The following is a 26,115-nucleotide window of genomic DNA, read 5'->3' as shown; positions in this document are numbered from 1 at the left end:
CAGGCCGCCCTGGCCTCCGGTGCCGTTGCTGCCAGCCAAACCGTTGTCGACGGTTTTGCCGGCCGCGCCGGCATCCCCGCCGGTGCCGCCCTGACCACCCTGACCACCCATACCGCCGCCAGTGGCACCGGTGGTGGTGGTGCCGGTGTTCGAACCCCCGAGGCCGCCGCCACCACCTTGACCGCCGCTACCGCCGTCACCGGCCTGCCCGCCGCCGACACCGCCGATGCCTTTGCCGCCGTCACCGCCGCCACCACCGGCACCGCCCTGGCCGCCCTGAGCACCGGGGGAGGGGGCCAGGAGGTCGTCGTTGCCGTTGACTCCGGTGGCGCCGCGGCCGCCGTCACCGCCCGCACCGCCCCGCCCGCCGCCGCCGTGGGCGCCGTCGGCGCCGCCCTGGACACCTTGGCCGCCGGCCCCGGCATCGCCGCCGGCACCGCCCTGGCCGCCGTCGGCGCCTTTGCCGCCCCCGCTGGCACCGCTGGTGGTGGTCCCGGTGTGGGTGCCGCCCGTACCACCATCACCACCGGCCCCGCCGATACCGCCGGTGCCGCCGTTACCGCCGCCGACCCCGTTGATCCCGGCGCCGCCGTTACCGCCCTGGCCTCCGGCCCCGCCCTGCCAACCCGCGGTGCCCGCGGTGGGGACAGTCGAGGAGAGCCCGGTGGTCCCGAGATCGCCGCGCCCGCCGGTGCCCCCGGTACCGCCGGTCCCGCCGCTGCCCGCGCCGCCGCTATGACCGTGGGTCCCGAACACTCCGCCCGATCCAGCGGCCCCGCCCAGCCCGGCACCGCCACCGGTGCCGCCGGTACCGCCGGTGCCGCCCTCGATCTGGTAACCGAGACCGCTACCGCCCTCACCGCCCATGCCGCCGGTCCCGCCGATCCCCCCGACACCGCCAGACCCCCCAGCGCTGAACAACCCGTAGGCCGAACCGCCGTCCCCACCAAGACCCCCGGTGCCCCCGTTAAAACCCAGACCGCCCTTACCGGCGCTCAGACCACCACCAGCGGTCCCGGTCTGACCGGTACCGCCTTGTCCGCCGATCCCGCCAGCACCGCCATCACCGGCACCCCCACCGAACAGGGCCCGCCCAGCCCCACCAGCACCCCCGGTGCCACCCGCTCCGCCCACACCGCCAAAGCCATCTCCGCCGCTACCGCCCACCCCGCCGACCCCGCCGAACCCGGCCAACCAACCCCCGGACCCGCCGGCACCACCGGTGGCGCCGATCCCACCCGCCACCCCGGTGCCGCCCCTACCGCCGGCCCCACCATTGCCCCACAAACCCGCATCACCACCCCGACCACCGGCCTGCCCCACCGCACCCGAGCCGCCGGCCCCACCGTTGCCCCACAAAATCCCGCCATCGCCCCCCGCCTGGCCGGTGCCCGCCGCCCCATTGGCCCCATCACCGATCAACGGCCGACCCAGCAACGTGTTCGTCGGGGCATTGATCACCCCCCACACACCCTGCTCCAACACCTGCAACGGCGAAACATTCACCACCTCCGCAGCCCCATAGGCCGCCCCCGCACCACTCAACGCCGCCACGAACCGCTCATGAAACACCCCCACCTGCACACTGAGGGCCTGATACTCCGCACCGAAAGTGCCGAACAACCGCGCCACCGCCGCTGATACCTCATCACCGGCCAACGGCGCCACCCCCACCGTCGCCGGCCCCGCCGCCAACGCCGCCGCCCGCACCACCTCCCCAAGACGACCCAACTCACCCGCCGCCACAGAAACACCCTCAACCGAAGCAACCACAAACGACGACAATTCAGGTCCTCTCCCAAAGACACCACAACGCGAATTCGCGAGAAACGCTACACGCGACACACCCTCACCACAGCCAATGCCAGAAATTGAAAGAAATGTCGTATTGAGCGTTTGCGGCATGTTACGAGTCGTTCATCAGTGCTGGCGAATGAGTTGGACTCGGATGACGTCCCGAACGCCGATGTACTGGCCTTAGCTGCAGTTGTCTTTCAATACACGAACAAATCAGAATACGTGGGTGAATTAATTAAGTTGGGCGCAGCACGGACCGGGGTGATCACCGCGCCACGGCGCAAGGCCGCAGCGCCGACGCAACGGGTTCTCAAGGCAGACAGAGCGTTACGACAGGGGCATGCCTGCTGAATGGGCGGTCGTCGCGCAATGTGGGTGGGCGCCGGTTCGAGGTCGAAACTTCGCGGTGGTGGCAGCGGGGCGTAGGCGAGTAGTCCCCAATTAATAGTGAACGCGACTCGCCGATCCCAAGAAACGTCCACGGTTCAACCACCCAGCGACGCGTTAGCCTGTGCTGCAACAGTCAGCACAATCAGCGGTTTCCCGTATTGAGGCCGCACGACCTGCCTTACCTACCTGACCGCAATATTTGAATTTCATTCGAGTCTGCCAAAAGGTCGCAGTCTCACATGTAGCGCGATGGCGTCCGTTGTGTATGTGGCAGAGAGCAGAGATGGTGCTGTTGCGCGACCGGCGGTTAGTCGGATGGCGGCCACGGAGGAGAACAGCCTGGGGCCGCGCAGATGCAGCGGGTCCTGTCGCTTGAGCGACTAGGCGTCCGGGTACCCACCCAGGTACCTACCGAGGGAGATGCCATGAAAACCGTCGAGGACCGTCGCGCCCGAAGCCGCATTCCGCGTTCGCGCGGCGCCGTCACTGGGTTGCTCCTAGTCATTCTGGGCGTCTGGGGAGCGCTGATCCCGTTCGTCGGCCCCAATTTCGACTTCGCCTACACCCCCGGACAGGCCTGGACCGCGGCACGTCTATGGCTGGAAGTGCTGCCGGGCGTGGCCACCGCGCTTGGCGGTCTGTTGTTGATCGCTGCCCGGAGTCGCGGCCCCGCGATGCTGGGCGGATGGCTGGCCGCCCTCGGCGGCACCTGGTTCGTGGTTGGCACCGCTTTCGCGCCGATTCTGCGGATCGGCAGTGTTGGAGACCCGGTCGGCGCGTCGGATGCCAAGCGCGCTGCTGTGCAGATCGCGTACTTCTCCGGGCTAGGTGCGTTGATCATTTTTCTCAGTGGGGCGGTCTTGTCGCGCTTAGTGGTTCGGTTAGCACGTGAGGTTCAGTCGGTGCCGTCGGCCCAGCCGGTGGAGGCCCGGTCCGAGCAGCAGTACACCGGCTTGGTCGAGCCGGATCGCGACCCGCAGCAGACGGATGTGCTGACCACTCCGCGCGACCAGTACGTGCCCGCCGAAGGGCACAAGCGTGGGTTGTTCCGACGGCACCGCACACCGGTCGCGCACCAGTAGTGAGCACTGGCAGGGGCCTGACGGGGCTGTGACCAGTTCGGTCGGCGCCATCTTGGGCGTCTGGGACCGGGGTGCCGCCGCTGAAATTGGGGTTTCCACCAGTCCGCTGGTATCAAGCGCTGCGTTGTCAGCCGGAGTGGCCATTACCCCTTACCAGATCATCAATACCGTTGTCGGGGCGGCGCCGGGGCATTTACATGCGCCCGTTACTACGCATACGCCAACGAATCCGGATACGTGACTGAATTCAGTGCGCGGAGGTCCGCGCCAGGCGCAAGTTCCACCACTCGGCGGCACCGTACTCGGCAACGCCGCGATGAGTGTGCAAGGTGTGCAACGTCTTTCAGTGGAAAACGACTACCGGTCCAGCGCGATGCGCCCGGTGACACGGGATGAATAGGTGGCTCGAGGCCGCATGGGAACTGTGACAGCAGCGGAAAACGAAAAATGAACCCTCATTGCGAAATCGCTGAGCTGCAGTGCAGTTCATCGGCGATGCTTCGCAGGGGTAGCGATGGTCAGTGCCGCGCGTTAGGCAGCTAACTTTTACCGCTACGTGAAATTTCAGAGCGGCGTCGCTACCGCCTCTATTGAGGCTGACAATTGATTAATCTTTGAACCGATTAACAGGCTGCGGATCCACGGCGAGGGGCCGGCGACTGTGGTGCTGCCGGTGCCCTCGCGGACGTGGGAGACGTCGTTCATGTCATTGGTGGTCATCACTGCGAAGCACCCAGCTCAGCCGCTGCGGAACTGGGCAACCTTGCGTCCTCGCTCAGCGCGGCCAATGGTGCCTGTTCGACGGGCTCAATTGAACATCGTCATTCCGTCTAAAGCACCGAAAAAGCAGGTGCCCGGCTGACCAAGCCGGACACCTGCCTCAACCGTCGCCCCACCTACAGCAAGCCGAGCAACTGCAGATCGCTGGCGTACTTTTCGATGACCGCCGGCGTGACATGCGGGATGTCCTTGTCCGGCCCGATCTTGGCTTCCTGCACTGCCGCGCGGAACCGGTCCGTCGGGGCCATCGACCCGTTGATCGGCTTCTCCGGCTGCTGGTAATTGTGCAGCAGTGGCAGCAATGAGTACTGCCGTTGCCGTTCCGGCAGACCCCGCAGCGAGGTCTCGAAGCGTCGCAGCCACTGCTGGTAGTCGCCGATCCGCTCGATCGCATACCCGGCGTCCACCAGCCAGTCGATGAACTCGTCGAGGCCGATGCCGTCGTCGTACGGGTTCATCACGTGGTAGGTCTGGAACCCGATCTCGGGAACCTGCGCACCCAGCGTCGAGATCGCGTCGGCGATGAACTCCACCGGCAACCCGTCATAGTGGGCGCGCTGACGGTTGCCGTCGGCGTCCAGTTCGTAGAACGACTTGGGCGCGATGCCGGAGGCCACCACACTCAGGATGGTCCGGGTGAACATGTCCGGCAGGTTCAGCTGACCGGCGTAGGTGGTGTCAGCCAGGATCATGTCGCAGCGGAATACCGCTACCGGCAACCCGCACAGGTCGTGCGCCTCGCGTAGCAGCACCTCACCGGCCCACTTGCTGTTGCCGTAGCCGTTGGCGTAGCTGTCGTTGATCTTGCGTGTCGCGCTCATCACCCGGACGTCGGCGTCCTCGACGAACTTGCCCGGTGTGATCTGGTCGCCGACTCCGATGGTGGAGACGTAGGTGTACGGCTTTTGCTTGCTGGTCAACGCGATCCGGATCAGCTCGGCGGTGCCCAGTGCGTTGGGCCCGAACAGTTCGCTGTACGGGAGCACGTGGTTGACCAGGGCGGCGGGGTCGACGATGAGGTCGACGGTGTCTGCCAGCCGCTGCCAGGTCGCAGCGTCCAGACCCAGGTTGGCCTCGCCCTTGTCGCCGGCGATCACCTCGAGGTGATCGGCCGCCAGCTTGCGGTAGTGCGCCAGCAGCTTGGGGTCACCGCTGTCGAACGTCCGGTCCAGGCGCTCACGGGCGTCCGCGTCACTCTTGGCCCGTACCAGGGCGATGACTTTGCCGTCGACCAGGTCCATCCGTTCCAGCCAGTCCAGCGCCAGGTAGCGGCCCAGGAAGCCGGTGGCGCCGGTCAGCAGCACGGTGCGCACCTCAGTGGCCGGTCCGGGCAGCTGCGGGGCGGCGGCCAGGGTTGCGGCGTCGATGAACTTGTCCAAGGTCAGGTCGGCGGCGTGCACCTCGGTGGCGCCCCGCCCGTGCACCGAGGCGAAGGTGGGCCGCTTGGACCCGGCCTGCTCGGCTTCGATGTAAGCGGCGACAGCGGCCAGGTCGTTGGCCGGGCTGACGATCACGCCCACCGGCACGTCGACGTCGAAGATCTCGTTCAGCAGGTTGCCGAACGTCAACGCGGACAACGAGTCGCCGCCGAGATCGGTGAAGTGCGCCTCGGGAGACACCTCGGAACTGGCTGCCCCGAGCATGGCGACGGCGGCCCGGGTGACGGTGGCCAGCACGGGGGCGTCCTTGCCGGTGCGGCGAAGTTCGCTCAGCTCGTTGGCTTGGCCGGCGGCCAGGTCGGCATACAGCTGTTCCAACCGCTCCCCGTAGTGCGCCTTGAGCTTTGGCCAGGCCAGCTTGCGGATGCCGGTCAACAGGCCGTTCTCCAGGGTGAACGGCGCGGTCTCGACGATGAAGTCGCGCGGCACCTCGTAGGACTGCAGGTCGGCGTCGCGGGCCACGGTCTGCAATGAGTCCGCGATCAGCGGCTTCAGCTCGTCGACGGAATACCGCGCCAGCGCGTCTTCGGTGGGCACCACGACCGCCAGCAGGTAGGGGTGTGCGCTGTTGCCGTAGACGTAGATCTGCCGGACCAGCGGGCTGTTGCCGAACACCGCTTCCAACTTGGCGACGGTGACGAACTCGCCCTGCGCCAGTTTCAGCACGTTGTTGCGTCGGTCGACGTAGACCACCCGGTTGGGACCGACCTCGGCGACGACGTCGCCGGTGCGGTAGTAGCCGTCTGCGTCGAACACGTTCGCGGTGATCTCGGGCCGTTTGTAATAGCCGGGGAACATGTTCTCGGTCTTGAGTAGCAGCTCGCCGCGCGGATAAGGCCGGTCGGTGTTGAAGTAGCCCAGGTCAGGCACGTCGGCCAACTTGTAGTCGATCACCGGTGGACGCTGCACTTCGCCGTCGAACAGGACCATGCCGGCCTCGGTGGAGCCGTAGCCGTCCAGCAGGTGCATTTCGAGCAGAGACTCGACCCAGGCCTTCAGCTCCGGGGAGGTGGGCGCCGAGCCGGTCATCGCGAAGATGAACCGGCCGCCGAGCAGCTGCTGGCGCTGCCTGACCAGCACCTCGGCCGGGTCGGCGCCGTTGTCGACCTCGCGCAGGAATTCGCCGTACAGCGTCTCCCAGATGCGTGGCACGAAGTTGAGCTCCGTAGGCCGCACCAGGGCCAGGTCTTCGAGCAGGGTGGACAGGTCACTTTTGGCGGCGAAGTACGCGGTACCGCCGTTGCCGAGCGTGCCGTAGAGGATGCCGCGGCCCATGACGTGGCTCATCGGCATGAAATTGAGGGTGATCGACGCAGCGGTGGGGCCGAACCAGTTCTTGGCCGACCGGCGGAACATCTTGGCGACGTTGTGCTGCGGGTACATCGCACCCTTGGGTGCACCGGTGCTGCCGGAGGTGTAGATCAACAGCGCCAGCGCATCCTCAGCCACGTCAGCTACCGGGGCGCCCGGTAGGGCTTCGCCACGTCCGAGCACGTCAGCCAGCGTTTCGACCGGCACGCCGGAGTCGGACAGGGCTGCGACGGCACCATCGAGGGCCTCCCGTTGGTCGTCGACCTCGGGGTGGTAGTCGAACACCACCAGCTTGGTGGGGGTGAACCCGGCGCGGATCAGCTGCACGGCGTCGGTGAGCTGGTTGATGCTCGCCGCGAGCAATCGGGGCTCGGTCTCGGTGACGATCGGCTGCAGCTGCGCGATCGAGGCGCTGGTCTGCAGCGGAACCGAGACGGCGCCCATGCTGCCCAAGGCCATGTCGATGCTGGTGTAGTCCACGCTGGTGAAACCGAGCACGCAGACCCGGTCACCGGCCTGCACGCCGTCGGCGGCCAGGGCGTTGCCGATCGCGGCCATGCGGTCGCCGAGTTCGCCATAGGTGATCGTCTCGAAGCGGGGGAGAAGTTTGAGGGTGGTGCGTCCGGTCGCAGGGTCGGCGATGAACTCCACAGCGCGCTGGCCCAATGCGGGCCGGGCAGCGTAGCCCTGCACGACGGTCTGCAGCACGTGCGGGAGCCGCAACTCCGGGCGCTGCAAGGCCTCGGCGACGGCTGGGTCGGGCTGGGCGGCGGCGAATTGCGGATCGTTGGCGACGAGGTCTTGGGTACGGCGGGTGAGCTGCTCTTCTTCAGTGATGGTCGACATGGCAATCCTCTTCGAACGAAAAATTTGCTTTGAAGGCTATGTGCGCTGCGTTGCGCTGACTATAAGAACGTTAGCAAAACTAACATTATTCCTCAACGGCCCCGGCTGGGGAGTGCCTGTGAGTTGCAACACCGGTGTCAGCGTGGTATTCCACCCCGGTGCCGTCGCGCGTTCGAGGTCTGCAGCCGACGGAAACTAGATGTCGGCCAGCAGGCCACCGATGATCGCGATGCCTTCGGACAGTAGGTCGTCGCTGATGGTCAATGGGGGCAGCAGCCGGATGATGTTGCCGTACATTCCACAGGTCAGTACGACGACTCCGGCCGCGTGGACCGCGGTGGCCAGCCGGGCGGTCAGCTCGGGGTCCGGCTCGGCGGTGCCCGATTTCACCAGCTCGACGGCGATCATCGCGCCGCGGCCCCGCACGTCGCCGATCCGGTCGTCGCCGGCCTGCAACCGCAGCAGCGGCTCGGTGACCAGCCGCTCGATCTCCCGTGCCCGCTCGATGAGGCCGTCGGACTCGATGGTCGCGATGGTGGCCAGCGCCGCCGCGCACGCGACGGGGTTGCCACCGAACGTGCCGCCCAGTCCGCCGCCGTGCGAGGCGTCCATGATCTCGGCGCGGCCGGTGATCGCGGACAGCGGCAGCCCGTCGGCGATGCCTTTGGCAGTGACGATCACGTCGGGCTCGATGTCCTCGTGTTCGCAGGCGAACATCGCCCCGGTACGCGCGAAGCCGGTCTGCACTTCGTCGGCGATGAACACGACGTCGTTCTCCCGGCACCAGCGCAACAGCGTCGGCAGAAAACCCTCGGCGGGCACGATGAACCCGCCTTCGCCCTGAATGGGCTCGATGATGACCGCGGCCAGGTTCTTGGCCCCGACCTGCTTGTCCATCACGCTGATCGCGCGGGCCGCCGCTTTCTCCCCATCGGTGGCCAGTTCCTTGTCCAGCAGCCCGTCCCGGTAGGGGTAGGACATCGGTGCGCGATAGATCTCCGGCGCGAACGGGCCGAACCCGCTCTTGTACGGCATGGACTTGGCGGTCAGCGCCATCGCCATATTGGTGCGCCCGTGGTACGCGTGGTCGAACGCGACCACCGCAGGCTTGCGGGTGTGGGACCGGGCAACCTTGATCGCGTTCTCGACGGCTTCAGCCCCGGAGTTGAACAGCACCGAGCGCTTTTCGCCGGCGCCGGGGGTGATGCGGTTCAGTTCCTCGGCGACGACGACATACCCCTCGTACGGCGTCACCATGAAGCACGTGTGGGTGAACTCGGCGACCTGCCCGCGCACCGCCTCGACGACGGCCGGTGCCGAGTTGCCGATCGTGGTCACCGCGATGCCTGAACCCAGGTCGATCAGGCGGTTGCCGTCGACGTCCTCGATGATGCCGCCGCCGGCGCGGGCGACGAATACCGGCAGGGTGACCGCGACGCCGTGGGAAACCGCGGCAGTGCGGCGTTTGTTGAGTTCCAGCGACGCGGGACCCGGGATTTCGGTGACCAGATGACGGCTTTGCTCGAGGCTGGCCACGGACCGCTCCTTCCGCGGCGCGCCGGTCACGTCGCGAATGAAAGCCTAACTGCTGGCCCGCATCCGGCGGGCCGTTGGGCTGCGCCACCCGTGGTGGGGTCGGTTTGCGACGTTCCCGAATGGCAGACTGGACCGTTGACGACGTGATCGAGCGCCGGGTCCGACTGGCGCCGTCCCCGAGTTTTCGCGGGATTTTCGAACACTACCGATACGAGAGACAGGCTTTTCGATGCAGAGTTTGATGTTGTTCGCGCCGTTCCTGATCATCATGGCCGGCTTCATGTTCATGGCTTCGCGGCGCCAGCGGCGGGCCGTGCAGGCGACCATCGACCTGCACGAATCGCTGCGGCCGGGGGACCGGGTGCACACGACCTCAGGGCTGGAAGGCACCATCGTCGGCATCACCGAGGACGACGTGGAACTCGAGATATCGCCAGGGGTGGTGACGACCTGGATGAAGCTGGCCATCCGGGACAAGATCCTGCCCGATGGCGACGACGCGGACGAGGACTCGGCCGTCGCCGCCGCGGAGGACGCCGACGACGAGACGCACGTCGCCAAGGATTCCTGACCGGGGCTACCTGCCGCGTCCGTGACGCTGGTCTGAACGCGGCACGTAGTCTTTCCGGAAGCTCGCACGGGGCAAGTACCGATTTCAAGGAGAAGGAACGTGGCATCGTCTTCGGCGCCGGTGCAGCCTGCCCGCTACCTGTCGGTGTTCCTGCTCATGCTCGTCGGCGTCTATCTGTTGGTGTTCCTCACCGGCGACAAGAAGGCCGCGCCGAAACTGGGCATCGATCTGCAGGGCGGCACCCGGGTGACGTTGACGGCGCGTACCCCGGACGGCAAGCGTCCCAGCCCGGAAGCGCTGGCGCAGGCGCGCGAGATCATCAACTCCCGCGTCAACGGCCTGGGTGTGTCCGGCAGTGAGGTGGTCGTCGACGGCGACAACCTGATCATCACGGTGCCCGGCAACGACGGCAACGAGGCGCGCAACCTAGGGCAGACCGCCCGGCTCTACATCCGTCCGGTGATCGACACCCGGCCGGCGCAGGCGATTCCCGAAGAGCCCAGGCCGGCCGAGGAGCAGCCGGCCCCCGGTGCTCCGGCGCCCGGTGGAACGGCTCCGGCCCCGGGTGCCCCGGCTCCGGCCCCGGGTGCCCCGGCTCCTGCCCCGGGTGCCCAGGCCCCGGCGCCGGGCGGTCCGGCATCCGGTGCCCCGGCTCCCGCGTCCGGCACCCCGGCGCCACCCCCGCGCGGACAACCACGGCCCTATCCGCAGGATCCGGCGCCGAGCCCGTCGCCTGCCCCCAGCCCGGCGCCTGCGCCCGGTCCGTCGCCTGCGCCCAGTGGGGAGCCGGCGCCGCCCGCAGCCCCTGCGCCCCCCGATCCGCGCCAGGCTCTCGCAGAGCGCATCGCGCAGGAGAAGAAGTGGCGGCAGAGCACCAGTCAGTACATCCAGATGATCGCCCTGCAGTTCCAGGCCACCCGATGCGGCAAAGAGGACATCCTGGCCGGTAACGACGACCCGAACCTGCCACTGGTCACCTGCTCGACCGACCACAAGATGGCCTACCTGCTGGCGCCGTCGATCATCAGCGGCGACCAGATCCAGGACGCGTCGTTCAACCAGGACCAACGCAGCCTCGGCTGGGTGGTCGATCTGCAGTTCAAAGGTCCCGCCACCAGCGTCTGGGCCGACTTCACCGCCGCCCACACCGGCACCGAGACAGCCTTCACGCTGGACTCGCAGGTCGTCAGCGCGCCGCGGATCAGGGAGCCGATCCCCGGTGGACGCACCCAGATCAGCGGGGGCGAGCCACCTTTCAGCTCGGCGACCGCCAAACAGCTTGCGAACGTGCTGAAGTACGGCTCGCTGCCGCTGTCCTTCGAATCCTCAGAGGCCCAAACTGTCTCTGCGACACTGGGTCTGTCGTCGCTGCGGGCCGGTCTGATCGCCGGCGGGATCGGGCTGCTGCTGGTGCTGGTGTATGCCCTGCTGTACTACCGGGTGCTGGGATTGCTCACGGCGTTGTCGCTGATTGCTTCCGGCGCAATGGTTTTCGCAATTCTGGTGCTGCTCGGCCGATATATGAACTACACCCTGGACCTGGCCGGTATCGCCGGTCTAATCATCGGTATCGGTACGACGGCGGACTCGTTCGTGGTGTTCTTCGAGCGGATCAAAGACGAAATCCGCGAAGGCCGTTCCTTCCGGTCGGCGGTTCCGCGTGGTTGGGCACGGGCACGCAAGACCATCGTTTCCGGCAACGCGGTCACCTTCCTGGCTGCCGCCGTGCTCTACGCCCTGGCGATCGGCCAGGTCAAGGGCTTCGCGTTCACCCTGGGCCTCACCACGATCCTCGACCTCGCCGTCGTGTTCCTGGTGACCTGGCCGCTGGTGTACCTGGCCTCCAAGTCTTCGCGGCTGGCCAAGCCGGCGTACAACGGCTTGGGCGCTGTGCAGCAGGTCGCCCGCGAACGCCGCACCGCGTCTGCAGGTGCCCGCTCGAGCAACACCAATACGGGACGGGGATAACCGATGGCCAAAGACCCCGAGGACCGCTCGGCCACCACCGACAGTGCGAAGGCGGCCAAGACGACGCCGGCCACGAAGCCGGCCGCCAAGCCCGCCCGCCCCACGGCGCGCAAGACCACCGCGGCCAAAGCCGCCAAGTCGACCGCGGCCAAACCCGACACGACGACGGCGGCGACAGCACCTGCCAAGGTCGCAACCGAGGAAAAGTCCAGCGTCGCAGCCAAAGACGACAGCACGGAATCACCGACGGCCACCACGGTCGCTGTCACAGACACCCAACCGGACACCGCCGGCGGCCCTAAGCACAGCTTCCTGTCCCGGCTCTACACCGGTACCGGCGCCTTCGAGGTAGTGGGACGCCGCCGGCTCTGGTACGGGATCAGCGGCGCCATCATGGCGATCGCGGTCCTGGCGATCCTCATCCGCGGCTTTGCGTTCGGCATCGACTTCAAGGGCGGCACCACGGTGTCACTGCCCGCGGCCGGGGCCGCCGGCACCATCCAGGTCGCCCAGGTCGAAGACATATACACCAAGGCGATCGGCAAAGATCCGGAATCGGTGGTCAGCGTCGGCAAGGGGTCGTCGGCCACCGTGCAGATCCGGTCCGAGCACCTCACCAACGAGCAGACCGAAAAGCTGCGCAACGCGCTGTTCGACGGGTTGCAGCCCACGGGTGCCGACGGCAAACCCAACAAGAGCGCGATCAGCGACGCCGCGGTCTCCTCGACCTGGGGTGGTCAGATCACCAAGAAGGCGATCCTGGCGCTGGCCGTGTTCCTGGCGCTGGTTGCGGTCTACATCACCGTGCGTTACGAGCGGTACATGACGTTGTCCGCACTAGCGGCAATGGTTTTCGACATCACGGTCACCGCCGGCGTGTATGCCCTGGTGGGTTTCGAGGTCACCCCGGCGACGGTGATCGGGCTGCTGACCATCCTCGGCTTCTCGATCTACGACACTGTCATCGTGTTCGACAAGGTCGAGGAGAACACCCACGGGTTCCAGCACACCACCCGGCGCACTTTCGCCGAGCAGGCCAACCTGGCGGTCAACCAGACGTTCATGCGCTCGATCAACACCAGCCTCATCTCGGTGCTACCCGTTGTTGCGTTGATGGTGGTGGCGGTGTGGCTGCTGGGGGTGGGCACGCTCAAAGACCTGGCGCTGGTGCAGCTGATCGGCATCATCGTCGGCACCTATTCGTCGATCTTCTTCGCCACACCGCTGCTGGTCACATTGCGCGAACGCACCGAACTGGTGCAGACCCACACGCGTCGGGTGCTGCGGCGGCGCGGGGTGGCCGTCCCGGCAAAGGCGTCCAGCGCCAAGAAATCTCGCGGGAAGCCCCCCGTCGATAAGACCGATGACGAGCCCGGCGACGACGAGACAGAGCAGACCGAGGCGGTCTCGCTCGCCAAATCAGAAACTGACACCCCACCGGCCGCCAACAAACCGGCCCCCGGTGCGCGACCGGTGCGTCCCACCGGCACCCGGCGTCCCACCGGCAAGCGAAACGTCGGCAAGCGGTAGGCGCATGGCCACCCGGTGTCGCTGGCGAAAAGCTCTGCTGGTCAACGGCGTTGCCGCTGTGCTGGCGGCGGCGGGCCTGTCCGGATGCTCGGGCAGCGCAGCGGGCCAAATCGAGTACGTGGTCGACGGCATGGTGACGACCTATAACACCAACACCACCGTCGGCGCCGCATCGGCCGGGGCCCAGGCGTTCGCGCGGACCCTGACCGGATTCGGCTACCACGGACCCGACGGGCAGGTGGTCGCCGACCACGACTTCGGCACCATCTCGGTGGTGGGCGGATCTCCGCTGGTGCTCGACTACCAAATCGCCGACAACGCCGTCTATTCCGACGGCAAACCGGTGACCTGCGACGACCTGGTGCTGGCCTGGGCCGCCCAGTCCGGGCGGTTCGGTGGGTTCGACGCGGCCACCCAGGCCGGCTACGTCGACATCGCCAATATCGAGTGCACGCCGGGCCAGAAGAAGGCCCGCGTGTCGTTCATCCCGGACCGCGGCGTCGTCGACTACACGCAGCTGTTCACCGCGACGTCGATGATGCCGTCGCACATCCTGTCCGACACGTTGGGTTCCGACATCACCACGGCCCTGTTGACCAACAAGGTGTCGGTGGTGGAACAGGTTGCGCGACTGTGGAATACGACCTGGGATCTCAAGCCCGGGGCCGATCTCAAACGTTTTCCGTCGTCCGGTCCGTACCGGATCGAGTCGGTACTGGACGGCGGCGGAGTGGTGCTGGTGGCCAACGACCGCTGGTGGGGCGCCAAGGCGATCACCAAGCGCGTGACCGTGCGACCACAGGGCGGCGACATCCAGGATCGGGTCAACAACCGCCGGGTGGACGTGGTCGACGTGGCGGCCGGGTCGTCGGGAGCGCTGGCCACCCCGGACGATTATCAGCGCACCGACTCGCCCGCGGCGGGGATCCAACAGCTGATCTTCGCCCCGCAGGGTCCGCTGGCCCAGATCCCGTTCCGTCGGGCATTCGCGTTCTGTACACCCCGCGACGTGATCGCGCGCGACGCCGCGGTGCCGATCGCGAACTCGCGCCTGTCCCCGGCCACCGAGGACGCGCTGTCCGCCGCGGACGGTGCGGGCGAAGCCGGCCCGTTCAACAAGGCCAACCCCAACGCCGCCCGCGACGCGCTGCGCGGCACGCCGCTGACGGTGCGGATCGGCTACCGCGGCCCCAACGCCCGCCTGGCGGCCACCGTCGGATCCATTGCCGCGTCGTGCGGGCCGGCCGGGATCACCGTGACGAACGTGACCCTGGACACTTCGGGCCCGCAGGCGTTGCGGGAAGGGAAAATCGACGTGCTGCTGGCCGGCACGGGCGGCGCCACAGGCAGCGGCTCCACGGGTTCCTCGCCGATGGACGCCTACGCCTTGCACGGCGGCAACGGCAACAACCTCTCTGGTTACGCCAATCCGCAGGTCGACGGGATCATCGGCGCGCTGGCGGTGTCCGCCGACCCGGCCGAACGGGCCCGGTTGCTGGGCGAGGGCGCGCCGCTGTTGTGGGCGGACATGCCGACGTTGCCCCTGTACCGGCAGCAGCGGACCCTGCTGACGTCCAAGAAGATGTATGCCGTCAGCAAGAACCCGACCCGGTGGGGGGCGGGCTGGAACATGGACCGATGGGCTCTGGTGCAGTGAAACTACGGGTGCCGTGACCGACGTCGCCGCTCTGATCGACGGTCTGACCCGCAGGGTCGCCGACTTCCCCGAGCCCGGGGTGCAGTTCAAAGACCTCACCCCGGTCTTCGCGAACGCCGATGCGATGGCCGCGATCACCGAGGCGCTGACCGAAGTTTCCGCCGGCGCGGACCTGGTGGCCGGCATCGACTCCCGCGGTTTTCTGCTGGCCGCCGCCGTCGCCACCCGGCTGCGCACCGGTGTGCTGGCCATCCGCAAGGGCGGCAAATTGCCGCCGCCCGTGCTCAGCGAGGACTACCAGCGCGAATACGGCGCCGCCACCGTGGAGATTCCAGCGGACGGAATCGAGTTGGCCGGTCTGCGCGTTGTGATCATCGACGACGTGTTGGCCACCGGTGGCAGCGTCGGCGCCGCACAACGGCTGCTGCAGCGCGCCGGGGCCCACCCGACCGGTGCGGCGGTGGTGGTGGAACTGCCCGGGCTCGGTGGTCGCGAGGCGGTGGCGCCGTTGCCGGTGCACAGCCTCAGTCGCGCCTGACAATCCACTTCCCGCGATATCCTCTAGGTCGGAGGTGACCAGTGACCAACGTGGCGGACGAACAGAGCACGCTGCAGGCTGTCACCCCGGCTGCGGAAACGCCGTCCGGCCCGCCCACCGAGCCGCTCCCGATACCTCCCGCCGAGCCGGTCCCGGCACCTCCCGCCGAGCCGCTGAAGTCCAGCAGCAGCGCGTCCCGCCGGGTGCGGGCGCGACTGGCCCGCCGGATGACCGCGCGCAGCAGCGCCATCAACCCGGTGTTGGAGCCGCTCGTTGCGGTGCACCGGGAGGTCTATCCCAAGGCGGACCTCTCGCTGCTGCAGCGCGCCTATGAGGTGGCCGACCAGCGGCACGCCAGCCAGTTGCGGCACTCCGGCGACCCCTACATCACCCACCCGCTGGCCGTGGCAAACATTCTGGCCGAGTTGGGCATGGACACCACCACCCTGGTGGCCGCACTGCTGCACGACACCGTCGAAGACACCGGTTACACCCTCGAGGCGTTGTCCGAGGAATTCGGTGAGGAGGTGGGCCATCTCGTCGACGGCGTGACCAAGCTGGACCGCGTGGTGCTGGGCAGCGCCGCTGAGGGCGAGACGATCCGCAAGATGATCACCGCGATGGCCCGCGACCCGCGGGTGCTGGTGATCAAGGTGGCCGACCGGTTGCACAACATGCGGACCATGCGTTTCCTGCCGCCGGAGAAGCAGGCCCGGAAAGCCCGCGAGACGCTGGAAGTCATTGCGCCCCTTGCGCATCGGCTGGGGATGGCCAGTGTCAAGTGGGAGCTCGAAGATCTGTCGTTCGCGATTCTGCATCCCAAGAAGTACGAGGAGATCGTCCGGTTGGTGGCCGGGCGCGCCCCGTCCCGGGACACCTACCTGGCCAAGGTGCGCACCGAGATCACCACCACGCTGAGTGCCTCCAAGATCAAGGCGACGGTGGAGGGCCGCCCCAAGCACTACTGGTCGATCTACCAGAAAATGATCGTCAAGGGCCGCGACTTCGACGACATCCACGACCTGGTCGGCATCCGTATCCTGTGTGACGAGATCCGGGACTGTTATGCCGCTGTGGGCGTGGTGCATTCACTGTGGCAGCCGATGGCGGGACGGTTCAAGGACTACATCGCCCAGCCCCGGTACGGGGTGTACCAGTCGCTGCACACCACCGTCGTCGGCCCGGAGGGTAAGCCGCTGGAGGTGCAGATCCGCACCAGCGACATGCACCGCACCGCGGAATTCGGTATCGCCGCGCACTGGCGCTATAAGGAAACCAAGGGCCGCAACGGTGTTCCGCATCAGCACGCCGCCGCCGAGATCGACGACATGGCCTGGATGCGTCAGCTGCTCGACTGGCAACGGGAGGCCGCCGACCCCGGGGAGTTCCTGGAGTCGTTGCGTTACGACCTTGCGGTGCAAGAGATCTTCGTGTTCTCACCCAAGGGCGACGTGTTCACCCTGCCCGCCGGCTCCACGCCGGTGGACTTCGCCTACGCCGTGCACACCGAGGTCGGCCACCGCTGCATAGGCGCCCGGGTCAACGGCCGGCTGGTGGCGCTGGAGCGCAAGCTGGAAAACGGCGAAGTCGTCGAGGTTTTCACGTCGAAGGCGCTCAACGCCGGTCCGTCGCGGGACTGGCAGCAGTTCGTGGTGTCGCCCCGCGCCAAGACCAAGATTCGCCAGTGGTTCGCCAAGGAGCGCCGGGAGGAGGCGCTGGAGACGGGCAAGGAGGCGATGGCCCGCGAGGTGCGTCGGGCCGGACTTCCGTTGCAGCGCTTGGTCAATGGTGAGTCGATGGCGTCGGTGGCGCGCGAACTGCACTACACCGACGTGTCCGCGATGTACGCTGCGATCGGCGAAGGGCACGTCTCGGCGCGGCATGTGGTGCAGCGGTTGCTGGCCGAGTTGGGCGGCATCGACCAGGCCGAGGACGACGTTGCCGAACGGTCGACCCCGGCAACAATGCCCCGGCGCCCGCGCAGCACCGAGGACGTCGGGGTCTCGGTGCCCGGCGCGCCCGGTGTGCTGACCAAGCTGGCCAAGTGCTGCACGCCGGTGCCCGGCGACCAGATCATGGGGTTCGTCACCCGCGGTGGTGGTGTGAGCGTGCACCGCACCGACTGCACCAACGCCGCATCGCTGCAGCAGCAGGCCGAGCGCATCATCGAGGTCTTGTGGGCGCCGTCGCCGTCGTCGGTGTTCCTGGTCGCGATCCAGGTCGAGGCGCTCGACCGGCACCGACTGCTCTCCGACGTCACCCGCGTGCTGGCCGACGAGAAGGTGAACATCCTGTCGGCGTCGGTCACCACCTCCGGCGACCGGGTGGCGATCAGCCGCTTCACCTTCGAGATGGGCGCCCCGAAGCACCTGGGGCATCTGTTGAACGTGGTCCGCAACGTGGAGGGCGTCTACGACGTGTACCGGGTGACATCCGCGTCCTAGGTCGGTTCAATCGATTCGGACGACGGCGTACCGGTCGGGTCGCTCGGCTCGGGCTCCGGCGTCGTAGTGCTGCTGCTCGTTTCGCTGAACGTCGTCGTCGTCGTGGTGGACGGTGGAGCGGTGGGGGGCCCGTCGTCCGCGGCGAAGAACGCGACCAACGCGGCTACCAGGACCAGCAGCAATCCCGAACCCGCGACCGTCGCGATCAGCACCGTACGGCCGCTTCCCGCCTTGGCGGGGGTCGGTGGATCGGCGATGCCCTCGGAATCCACCGGCCGCAGCCCGGTGGGCACCTCGGCCGGCGGCGGCGGGGGCAGGGGCAGCGCGGCCCCACCCAACGCCGCGCGCGCGGCGTCGGCGAGCTCGGTGACGGTCTGATACCGGTCTTGCGGGTCTTTGGCCATCCCGCGCGCGACCACCGCGTCGAAGGCCGGCGAAATACCGGGCACCAGGACCGTCGGTCGCGGCGGAGGGGAGTGCAGATGGCCCGAGATCTGTTCTGCGAACGACTCGCCGGGGTACGGTCGCGCACCCGTCAGGCACTCGTAGAGCACACAGCCGAGCGCGTACACGTCGGCCCGCGAATCGGTTGTGCCACTGAATCTTTCCGGCGCAAGATAGGCCAGGGTGCCCATCGTGGTCCCGGTCCCGGTGAGGGCGGTGTCGGTGGTGGCGCGGGCCAGCCCGAAGTCGATCAGGTAGACGAAGTCACGGGCCGCGGCGACCAGGATGTTGGACGGCTTGACGTCACGATGCACCAGCCCGGCCCGGTGCGCGCTGTCCAGTGCTGCCGCGGTCTGCTCGATGATCGCCACCGTCTGTTCGGGGGTCAGCCGGCCGCCGTTTTCGACGATGAACTGGGCCAGATCCCGGCCCTCGACCAGGCGCATATCCACATACAGGCGACCGTCGATCTCACCGAAACTGTGGATGGGCACCACATGCGGATCGTTCAGGCTGGCCGCGGTGCGGGCCTCGCGGCGGAATCGGTGCTGGAACTCCTTGTCCTCGACCAGATGCGGCGGCAACACCTTGATCGCGACGATCCGGTCGGTCTCGGTGTCGTAGGCGCGGTAGACCTGCCCCATACCGCCGCGACCCAGCAGTCCCTGCAACTGGTATCGACCGAATGCACTTTCGGTCACAAGTGCTCCTCCCCGGTGAGCCCGCCTTCGGGGACCCTAGCCGTTCAAGGCCGCCGTTGCCTGAAGCATCACTAATCCGTTCGTAGCGAGGTGATGGTCACGTCGACGGCCGGTCGTGTCTGGTCGCCCATGCCCACCACACCGCCGGCAGCGATCTTGTCCAGGGTGGCCAGGCCGTCGGCCTGGATGGTGCCGAACACGGTGTAGTCGGGCGGCAGCGCGGAGTCGCGGAAGACCAGGAAGAACTGGCTGCCGTTGCTGTTGGGCTGTTTGGAGTGGGCCATGGCCAGCGTGCCCCGCGGATAGATGACGGGTTGTTGCAGCTTCGGATCGCCGGGCTGGAACTGGTTGCTGGGGAACTCGTTGGCGAACTCGTAACCCGGGCCGCCCGTCCCCTCGGCTTTGGGGTCGCCGCACTGCAGGATCGACAGCCCCGGAGATGCGACCATCCGATGGCACTTGGTGTCCTTGAAGAAGTCCTGATTGGCCAGGCTGACAAAACTGTTCACCGTGCACGGCGATTTATTGTTGGCCAGCATCAGGCCGATGTTGCCCTGATTGGTGCTCATGCTCGCGCTGACCTCGGCCGGCTCGGTGGGCACCTTGCCGGTGCGCGGCGGCTTCACCGGCTTGGCGGCCGGCTCCGGCGACGCCGGGTACTGACAATTGGCGCCCACATTGGCCGGCGGCTTGAACTCCGGCATGGGCCCGGCGCCGCTGACGTCCACCGGCGGCAGGTTGCCCTGGGGTCCCGGTGCGGCGCTGCTGCTCGGCGTGGACGACGCCGACGGGGTGGCTTTGTGGTCGTCCTTCATGAAGACGAAGACGACGAGCGCCGCCACCACGGCGACCACTGTGGCCGCGGCACCGGAGATCAGCATGATGCGGCGTCTTTTAGCCTGCTTGGCGCGGCGTTCGAGCTGCCGTTCGAGTTTGCGCTTGGCGGTCTCACGGCGCTGTTTGTTCGTTGGCACGGCCGCTATCATTCCATGGCGCGGTACGGCGTTTTCGTCGCCTGTGGTCCGGGATGGGAAACTGGGCACCGTGTTGATCACCGGATTTCCCGCCGGGTTGCTGCAGTGCAATTGCTATGTGCTGGCCGAGCGACCAGGTACCGACGCCATCATCGTCGACCCCGGGCAACGGGCGATGGGTCAGCTGCGGCGCATCCTGGACCAGCACCGGCTGACCCCGGCCGCGGTGCTGATCACCCACGGCCACATCGACCACATCTGGTCCGCCCAGAAGGTGTCGGACACCTTCGGCTGCCCCACCTACATCCATCCCGAGGACCGATTCATGCTCTCCGACCCGATCTACGGCTTGGGACCGCGCGCCGCGCAGCTGGTCGCCGGCGCATTCTTCCGCGAGCCCAAGCAGGTCGTCGAACTGGACCGCGACGGTGACAAGATCGACCTCGGCGGCATCTCGGTCAACGTCGACCACACCCCCGGGCACACCCGCGGCTCGGTGTGCTTCCGGGTGCTGGCCGACAAAGATCTGGTGTTCACCGGCGACACGTTGTTCGAACGTTCGGTCGGGCGCACCGACCTGTTCGGCGGCAGCGGCCGCGACCTGCTGCGCTCCATCGTCGATAAACTGTTGGTGCTCGACGACGCAACCGTGGTACTTCCGGGGCATGGCAACAGCACCACCATCGGCGCCGAGCGTCGTTTCAACCCGTTCCTCGAAGGTCTGAGCTCGTGAGCGACTTCGTGGCCCCGAAGGGCGTTCCCGACTATTTCCCGCCGGAATCGTCGCAGTTCGTCGCCGTGCGCGACGGGTTGTTGGCGTCGGCCCGGCGGGCCGGGTACGGCCACATCGAGCTGCCCATCTTCGAGGACACCGCGCTGTTTGCGCGCGGCGTGGGCGAATCCACCGACGTGGTGTCCAAGGAGATGTACACCTTCGCCGACCGCGGCAACCGCTCGGTGACGCTGCGCCCCGAAGGCACCGCCGGGGTGGTGCGAGCGGTGATCGAGCACGGTCTGGACCGTGGCGGGTTGCCGGTCAAGTTGTCCTATGCCGGGCCCTTCTTCCGCTACGAGCGTCCGCAGGCCGGCCGGTACCGGCAGTTGCAGCAGGTCGGTGTCGAAGCGATCGGTGTCGACGATCCCGCGCTGGACGCCGAGGTGATCGCTGTGGCCGACGCCGGATTCCGATCGCTGGGCCTGGCCGGGTTCCGCCTGGAGATCACCTCGCTCGGCGATGACAGTTGCCGTCCGCAGTATCGGGAACTGTTGCAGGATTTCCTGTTGGGCTTGCCGTTGGACGACGACACCCGGCGGCGCGCCGAGATCAATCCGCTGCGGGTCCTTGATGACAAGCGGCCCGAGGTGCGGGCGATGACGGCGCAGGCGCCGGTGTTGCTCGACCACCTCTCCGATGCCGCCAAGCAGCACTTCGACACCGTGCTGTCGCATCTGGACGCGCTCGGTGTGGCGTATGTCATCAACCCGCGGATGGTGCGCGGGCTGGACTACTACACCAAGACCACTTTCGAGTTCGTGCACGACGGACTGGGCGCCCAGTCCGGCATCGGCGGTGGTGGGCGATACGACGGTCTGATGCGCCAACTCGGCGGCCAGGACCTGTCCGGCATCGGTTTCGGGCTCGGCGTGGACCGGACGTTACTGGCGCTGCGTGCCGAAGGTAAAAGCGTGGGGTCGACGGCGCGCTGCGAGGTGTTCGGGGTGCCGCTGAGCGACGCGGCCAAGCTGCGCCTGGCGGTGCTGGCCGGGCAATTGCGGGCCGCCGGCGTGCGCGTCGATCTGGCCTACGGCGCCCGGGGGCTCAAGGGCGCTATGCGGGCCGCGGATCGCTCGGGGGCACGGTTCGCGTTGGTGGCCGGCGACCGTGATCTGGACGCCGGCACCGTAGGGGTGAAGGATCTCGGTTCCGGCGAGCAGGTTTCCGTGCCGATCGATTCGGTTGTCGCTGACATGCTTTCGCGATTGCGTGACTCCGAGCTCTAGTGATGACAGTGCATGGAGGCATCGGTTATTCACTGCCACGCTTCGAAAAGGCCGGGTGCGCCCTCGGGTCGGTCCACCTGATGCTGCGGGGTATGTGAGTAGACTCACAGCCGCTGATCGAGGGGGTTCGACAGCGTTAGCTGTTTTCCGTTCGCGTTGAGGAGGCCCCCGGTGTCGTACGTCGTCGCGGCCTCTGAGCTGTTGGCGACGGCCGCGCTGGAGTTGGGCGTGATGGAGTCGGCGCTGAGTGCGGTGAGCAGGGGCGCCGCGCAGTCCACCACGTCGCTGGCAGCTGCGGCAGCCGACGAGGTGTCAGCGCGGATCGCTGCGTTGTTCGAACGACATGGCCGGGAATTCCAGGCCGTCTCGGTCCAGGCAGCTCAATTCCACGGGCAGCTGGTGGACAATCTGACGGCGTCGGCACGGATGTATCTGAGCACCGAGATCGCCAACGTCGGACAGCTGTGGGGCAGCCCGCTGATCGGTGCTGGTGCCGAACTGCCGAACGCGGCGGCAGGCGTGCGCTTGACAGTCCCCGGTGCCGGACCGCTTTACAATCCGCGCTTCGTTCTCGAGCTGCCGTTTTTGGGACTTCCGCTGCTTGCTGGCGGTGTGCCGGGCCCGATCTCGGCGTCCCTGCTACAGGGCTACGACCTGCTCAACGGGGCGATCGGGGGGAGGTGGTTCCCGGACAGCATCGCTTCGGTGGTCAATTACCCCGCGAGCATCGGCATCTTCAGCGGCAGCCTGAATGCCCCGGGCGCAAACGTGGCCGTTGCCATCGGCCGATTGGCACTGCACAGTCAGATCCTCGACGCGGTGGCCACGGCCGGCGGTTCACCGGTACAGATCGCCGGCTTGTCGATGGGATCGCTCGTCGTAAACAGCGAGCTGGCGTATCTGGCGGCCGACCCGACCGCACCACCGGCTCATGCTCTGCAGTTCACCGTGTTCTCGAGTCCCGAGTTGGGCCTGGCTCGCACCTACCTACCGACCGGGACGCATGTGCCGCTGATCGACTACACGAGGCAGAGCTTGCCGAACACCCAATACGACGTCAGCGTGGTCTTTGGTCAGTACGACGCCTTCGGCAACCCGCCCGATCGGCCCTGGAATATTCCAGCGGTGGTCAACGCGCTGTTCGGGACGATCTACCAGCACAACACCACATCGCTCGTGTCGTTGGCGGACACCGTGGAGCTGTCCAGCGTTACGACACCGGCCGGTGGCACGATCACCACCTACATGGTGCCCGCGCCGATCCTTCCGATGCTGTTGCCGCTCGCGCAGCTCGGTGTTCCGCAACCCATCGTCGGCTCCCTCAATTCATTGCTGCAGCCGATCGTCAATGCCGGTTATTCGTCACTGACGCCAGCGGCGGGACCCTATTTTTCCGGCGGATCCCTGGTCGGCTTGTTGTGATGCTGTCCTGACAGCCGCAGACGTCGTCCACCTTGACTTGTCATCGAACTATTGTTCGAATAGGGCAATGCGTTGGACCGGCCAAACGGTAGCCGTCAACGGCACACCCGTCGATGATGGCGCGCTGCCCGGGCTGCAGCGGATCGGCTTCGTCCGCAGCGTGCGGGTGCCGCAGTTCGAGGGCATGACGTTTCACGAGGTGTTGTGCAAGTCGGCGCTGAACAAAGTGCCGGACGCGACAGCACTGCCGTTCAGCTACACCGTCAACGGGTACCGCGGCTGCTCGCATGCCTGCCGCTATTGCTTCGCCCGGCCCACCCACGAATACCTGGACTTCGACTCCGGCGCCGATTTCGACACCCAGGTCGTGGTGAAGACCAATGTGGCCGAGGTGCTGCGCCGCGAACTGCGAAGACCGTCGTGGCGGCGTCACACCGTGGCGCTGGGCACCAACACCGACCCCTATCAGCGCGCCGAGGGTCGTTACGCGCTGATGCCCGGCATCATCTCTGCGCTCGCCGAATCCGGCACGCCGATGTCGATCCTGACCAAAGGCACCCTGTTGCGCCGGGATCTGCCGCTGATCACCGAAGCGGCGCAACGGGTTCCGCTGTCAGTAGCGGTGTCGCTGGCGGTGGGAGACCCGCAGTTGCATCGCGAGGTCGAGCCGGGCACGCCCACGCCGCAGGCACGGCTGGGTCTTGTCACCGCAATTCGCGACGCGGGCCTGGACTGCCACGTCATGGTGGCACCGGTGTTGCCGCACCTGACCGACTCCGCTGAGCACCTCGACGAGCTGCTGGGTCTGATCGCCGCGGCCGGGGCAACCAGCGTGACCGTCTTCGGCCTGCACCTGCGCGGCTCGGTCCGCGCCTGGTTCATGTCGTGGCTGGCCCGCACCCACCCGGAACTAGTCGGCAGGTACCGGGAGCTGTACCGCCGCGGCGCATATCTGCCGGCCGACTACCGCGCCATGCTGAGCGAACGCGCCCGCCCGCTGGTCGCCAGGCACCGGTTGGGCGGGGACCACCGACCGTCGTCACCGGCAATGGAAGCGGCCGTCGCGCCGGAACCCCTGCAGCCGACGCTGTTCTGAGTCAATCGCGACGCGGCTTGGTCAAAGTGAACTGATCGATCGGGGTCACGGCGCCGTACGGCCCGGCCACCGCGTAGTGCGTCGCCTTGATCGACGTGTTGCCCCCGGGCCGCCCAGGATCGACATCGAAAGACGAGAAGCCGTAGGGATTGTCGCGGTCACGGAACGCCGACCAGGGCGCGTCCTCCAGCACGTATATCGGCGTCCGGTGACCGTTTTCCGGGTCGGTGTCGCCGACGCCGGTGATCACCCGGCATTTCAGGTCCGCGAAGAACTTGCCGTTGGTCGGCTTCGAGGTGCCGCCCCCGCCGATGACGAGGTGCACCGTCCCGCGGGTCGGGTCGATCACGTCGGTGCGGGTGTCGACGGGGATGGGCGTTCGGGTGTCGGTGCCGAGTGCGCCGCGCAGTGGATGCGAGCGTTCGTAGTGATGCTCGTGGCCGCACAGCACCAGATCAACCTGGTACTGGTCGAACAGTGGCAGCCAGTCCTGCCGGATCCCCAGATCCGCCCCGTTGGCCTCGGCGGTGGATATCGCCGTCTGATGCATGCAGATGACCAGCCAGTCAACGTCGGGATCGCGCCGAGCCGCTGCGAGTTCTTTTTCCAGCCAACGTCGTTGCTCGCCGCCGGAGTACCCGTGCACGTAGGAGTTGCCGGCGTCCTGCAGGGCTACGTCGTCGTTCTGCAGGGCGATGACCCGCACCGAGCCGGCGGTGAACGAGTACCACAGGCCGGCGAACTCGGCACCGGCCCCCGAATCCGGCACCGCGAAGAACGTCTGAAAGGCGCCGTAACCGATTGGGCCGTTGCCCTTTTCGTTCTCGTGGTTACCCGCCGCCGGCATCCACGGTCGGTAACGCGCGGACCGGGTGTTGTTCTGGAACCAGTCCGACCAGGTGCGCACCCGATCGCTGGCGAGGTTGGCGTAGCACAGGTCACCGTTGACCAGATTGAACAGCGGCGCCATCCGCTCGATTGCTGCAGTGGTGTCGCCGGCCGCCGGTGACCCGATGTGGTCATTGGTGTACGTGCCGTTGACCAGTGTGTCCAGCATCGGCGTGGACTGGTCACCGAAACTGGTGAAGCGCAATGCCTTTCGGCCGGACGGGGCGGTTCGCAGGGTGCCCAGTTCCGGGGTGGCGCCGTCGTGCACGGCGGCGTACACGTAGTCGGTGTCGGGCGTCAAGTTGGACAGGCGCGCGTGATTGACGCGAATATCTCTGTTGGATTTGGCATCTCGGTAGGTCCGTGTCTCGGCCGCCACCACGCTGCCGAACCCACCCGTCGGCGTACCCAGCAGCACCCGGGGGTTGCGCACGGCGTCGGTGGTGTGCCAAGAGACCACCGCCTCCGTCCCGGCGTTGCGACCGAACTGCAGATGCAGCCCACCCACCGGAGGCGCGCCGACGCGATCGGGCTGGTACCAGACGCCGGGACCGCGGGACCGCAGCAGCGCAGTACCCCCCACCCCCGCGCCGGCGCCGAGCACCGCCGCCGCGGCCCCGGTTCCCAGCAGCGCGCGCCGGCTGACGCCGGTGCGTTGCGGGTCGTCGGTCATGGCTGCTTCATACCGCAAGCGGGTGAA

At 67.3% G+C, this 26,115-nt stretch carries 17 protein-coding genes and 1 pseudogene; 11 read left to right on the top strand and 7 right to left on the bottom strand.

Annotated features, from left to right (window positions below; genetic code table 11):
* On the bottom strand, positions 1-1,746 hold a 1,746-nt coding region (locus tag AC5Y5Z_RS06510), incomplete at its 3' end, for a PE family protein (RefSeq protein ID WP_499924008.1).
* Positions 1,747-2,612: 866 nt separating this feature from the next.
* On the opposite strand from AC5Y5Z_RS06510, the gene AC5Y5Z_RS06505 reads away from it, so the two are divergent.
* A complete protein-coding gene (locus AC5Y5Z_RS06505) occupies positions 2,613-3,269 on the top strand; it encodes a hypothetical protein (RefSeq protein WP_499924006.1) in 657 nt (218 codons plus the stop codon).
* Between the two features lie 564 nt (positions 3,270-3,833).
* Here AC5Y5Z_RS06505 and AC5Y5Z_RS06500 read toward each other — a convergent pair.
* The 3 genes from AC5Y5Z_RS06500 to gabT form a co-directional block, all read right to left on the bottom strand.
* Positions 3,834-3,992, bottom strand: a complete 159-nt coding sequence (locus AC5Y5Z_RS06500; protein WP_499924004.1) for a hypothetical protein — start codon at positions 3,990-3,992, stop codon at positions 3,834-3,836.
* Between the two features lie 173 nt (positions 3,993-4,165).
* The gene (car, locus tag AC5Y5Z_RS06495) at positions 4,166-7,645 is read right to left on the bottom strand and encodes a carboxylic acid reductase (protein WP_499924002.1); all 3,480 of its coding nucleotides are present in this window, start codon (positions 7,643-7,645) and stop codon (positions 4,166-4,168) included.
* 195 nt (positions 7,646-7,840) lie between these two features.
* Complete coding sequence (gene gabT / locus AC5Y5Z_RS06490; RefSeq protein WP_499924000.1) at positions 7,841-9,181, bottom strand: 4-aminobutyrate--2-oxoglutarate transaminase; 1,341 nt, start codon at positions 9,179-9,181, stop codon at positions 7,841-7,843.
* A gap of 229 nt (positions 9,182-9,410) precedes the next feature.
* Between gabT and yajC the strand changes: the two genes are divergently transcribed.
* The 6 genes from yajC to AC5Y5Z_RS06460 all read left to right on the top strand — a co-directional run bounded on the left by yajC (position 9,411) and on the right by AC5Y5Z_RS06460 (position 17,889).
* Positions 9,411-9,752 (top strand): preprotein translocase subunit YajC, encoded by a 342-nt coding sequence (gene yajC, locus AC5Y5Z_RS06485; protein ID WP_499923998.1) that lies wholly within the window; start codon positions 9,411-9,413, stop codon positions 9,750-9,752.
* 99 nt (positions 9,753-9,851) lie between these two features.
* Complete coding sequence (secD, locus tag AC5Y5Z_RS06480) at positions 9,852-11,720, top strand: protein translocase subunit SecD (protein WP_499923996.1); 1,869 nt, start codon at positions 9,852-9,854, stop codon at positions 11,718-11,720.
* A gap of 3 nt (positions 11,721-11,723) precedes the next feature.
* Positions 11,724-13,250, top strand: coding sequence for a protein translocase subunit SecF (gene secF, locus AC5Y5Z_RS06475; protein WP_499923994.1), 1,527 nt, complete (start codon positions 11,724-11,726; stop codon positions 13,248-13,250).
* A 4-nt stretch (positions 13,251-13,254) separates the two neighbouring features.
* On the top strand, positions 13,255-14,907 hold the full coding sequence (locus tag AC5Y5Z_RS06470; protein WP_463824970.1) for an ABC transporter substrate-binding protein: 1,653 nt from the start codon (positions 13,255-13,257) through the stop codon (positions 14,905-14,907).
* Entirely contained in the window at positions 14,837-15,445 is a 609-nt protein-coding gene (locus tag AC5Y5Z_RS06465; protein WP_499923993.1) for an adenine phosphoribosyltransferase, read from the top strand. Before AC5Y5Z_RS06470 ends, AC5Y5Z_RS06465 begins: the two co-directional genes overlap by 71 nt.
* 131 nt (positions 15,446-15,576) lie before the next feature.
* On the top strand, positions 15,577-17,889 hold the full coding sequence (locus tag AC5Y5Z_RS06460) for a RelA/SpoT family protein (RefSeq protein ID WP_499924033.1): 2,313 nt from the start codon (positions 15,577-15,579) through the stop codon (positions 17,887-17,889).
* A gap of 104 nt (positions 17,890-17,993) precedes the next feature.
* Here AC5Y5Z_RS06460 and AC5Y5Z_RS06455 read toward each other — a convergent pair.
* Together AC5Y5Z_RS06455 and AC5Y5Z_RS06450 are read right to left on the bottom strand one after the other, a co-directional pair.
* A pseudogene (locus AC5Y5Z_RS06455) lies at positions 17,994-18,977 on the bottom strand (serine/threonine-protein kinase); the annotation flags it as partial.
* A gap of 128 nt (positions 18,978-19,105) precedes the next feature.
* Entirely contained in the window at positions 19,106-20,008 is a 903-nt protein-coding gene (locus tag AC5Y5Z_RS06450) for a peptidylprolyl isomerase (RefSeq protein WP_463824972.1), read from the bottom strand.
* Between the two features lie 70 nt (positions 20,009-20,078).
* Here AC5Y5Z_RS06450 and AC5Y5Z_RS06445 point away from each other — a divergent pair, with 70 nt between their 5' ends.
* The 4 genes from AC5Y5Z_RS06445 to AC5Y5Z_RS06430 all read left to right on the top strand — a co-directional run bounded on the left by AC5Y5Z_RS06445 (position 20,079) and on the right by AC5Y5Z_RS06430 (position 24,527).
* Complete coding sequence (locus AC5Y5Z_RS06445) at positions 20,079-20,741, top strand: MBL fold metallo-hydrolase (protein ID WP_499923991.1); 663 nt, start codon at positions 20,079-20,081, stop codon at positions 20,739-20,741.
* On the top strand, positions 20,738-22,009 hold the full coding sequence (hisS, locus tag AC5Y5Z_RS06440) for a histidine--tRNA ligase (RefSeq protein WP_463824974.1): 1,272 nt from the start codon (positions 20,738-20,740) through the stop codon (positions 22,007-22,009). The genes AC5Y5Z_RS06445 and hisS overlap by 4 nt, the downstream gene beginning before the upstream one ends.
* 171 nt (positions 22,010-22,180) lie before the next feature.
* Positions 22,181-23,431, top strand: a complete 1,251-nt coding sequence (locus tag AC5Y5Z_RS06435) for a PE-PPE domain-containing protein (protein ID WP_499923988.1) — start codon at positions 22,181-22,183, stop codon at positions 23,429-23,431.
* 67 nt (positions 23,432-23,498) lie between these two features.
* Positions 23,499-24,527 carry an Rv2578c family radical SAM protein gene (locus AC5Y5Z_RS06430; protein ID WP_473139534.1) on the top strand — a complete coding sequence of 343 codons (1,029 nt, stop codon included), beginning with the start codon at positions 23,499-23,501 and terminating at the stop codon, positions 24,525-24,527.
* A gap of 1 nt (position 24,528) precedes the next feature.
* Here AC5Y5Z_RS06430 and AC5Y5Z_RS06425 read toward each other — a convergent pair whose 3' ends face one another.
* Entirely contained in the window at positions 24,529-26,088 is a 1,560-nt protein-coding gene (locus AC5Y5Z_RS06425) for a purple acid phosphatase family protein (protein WP_499923987.1), read from the bottom strand.
* Positions 26,089-26,115: the final 27 nt, after the last annotated feature.

It is taken from the genome of Mycobacterium sp. NGS29 (assembly GCF_059812965.1).
This window is presented reverse-complemented; position numbering and strand designations above follow the sequence as displayed.

Excerpts from the sequence above, each read along its gene's own strand:
- AC5Y5Z_RS06470 (WP_463824970.1), top strand. The coding sequence starts at position 13,255 with ATGGCCACCCGGTGTCGCTGGCGAAAAGCTCTGCTGGTCAACGGCGTT.
- AC5Y5Z_RS06505 (WP_499924006.1), top strand. The coding sequence starts at position 2,613 with ATGAAAACCGTCGAGGACCGTCGCGCCCGAAGCCGCATTCCGCGTTCG.
- AC5Y5Z_RS06430 (WP_473139534.1), top strand. The coding sequence starts at position 23,499 with ATGCGTTGGACCGGCCAAACGGTAGCCGTCAACGGCACACCCGTCGAT.
- yajC (WP_499923998.1), top strand. The coding sequence starts at position 9,411 with ATGCAGAGTTTGATGTTGTTCGCGCCGTTCCTGATCATCATGGCCGGC.
- AC5Y5Z_RS06465 (WP_499923993.1), top strand. The coding sequence starts at position 14,837 with ATGCCGTCAGCAAGAACCCGACCCGGTGGGGGGCGGGCTGGAACATGG.
- secF (WP_499923994.1), top strand. The coding sequence starts at position 11,724 with ATGGCCAAAGACCCCGAGGACCGCTCGGCCACCACCGACAGTGCGAAG.
- car (WP_499924002.1), bottom strand. The coding sequence starts at position 7,645 with ATGTCGACCATCACTGAAGAAGAGCAGCTCACCCGCCGTACCCAAGAC.
- AC5Y5Z_RS06425 (WP_499923987.1), bottom strand. The coding sequence starts at position 26,088 with ATGACCGACGACCCGCAACGCACCGGCGTCAGCCGGCGCGCGCTGCTG.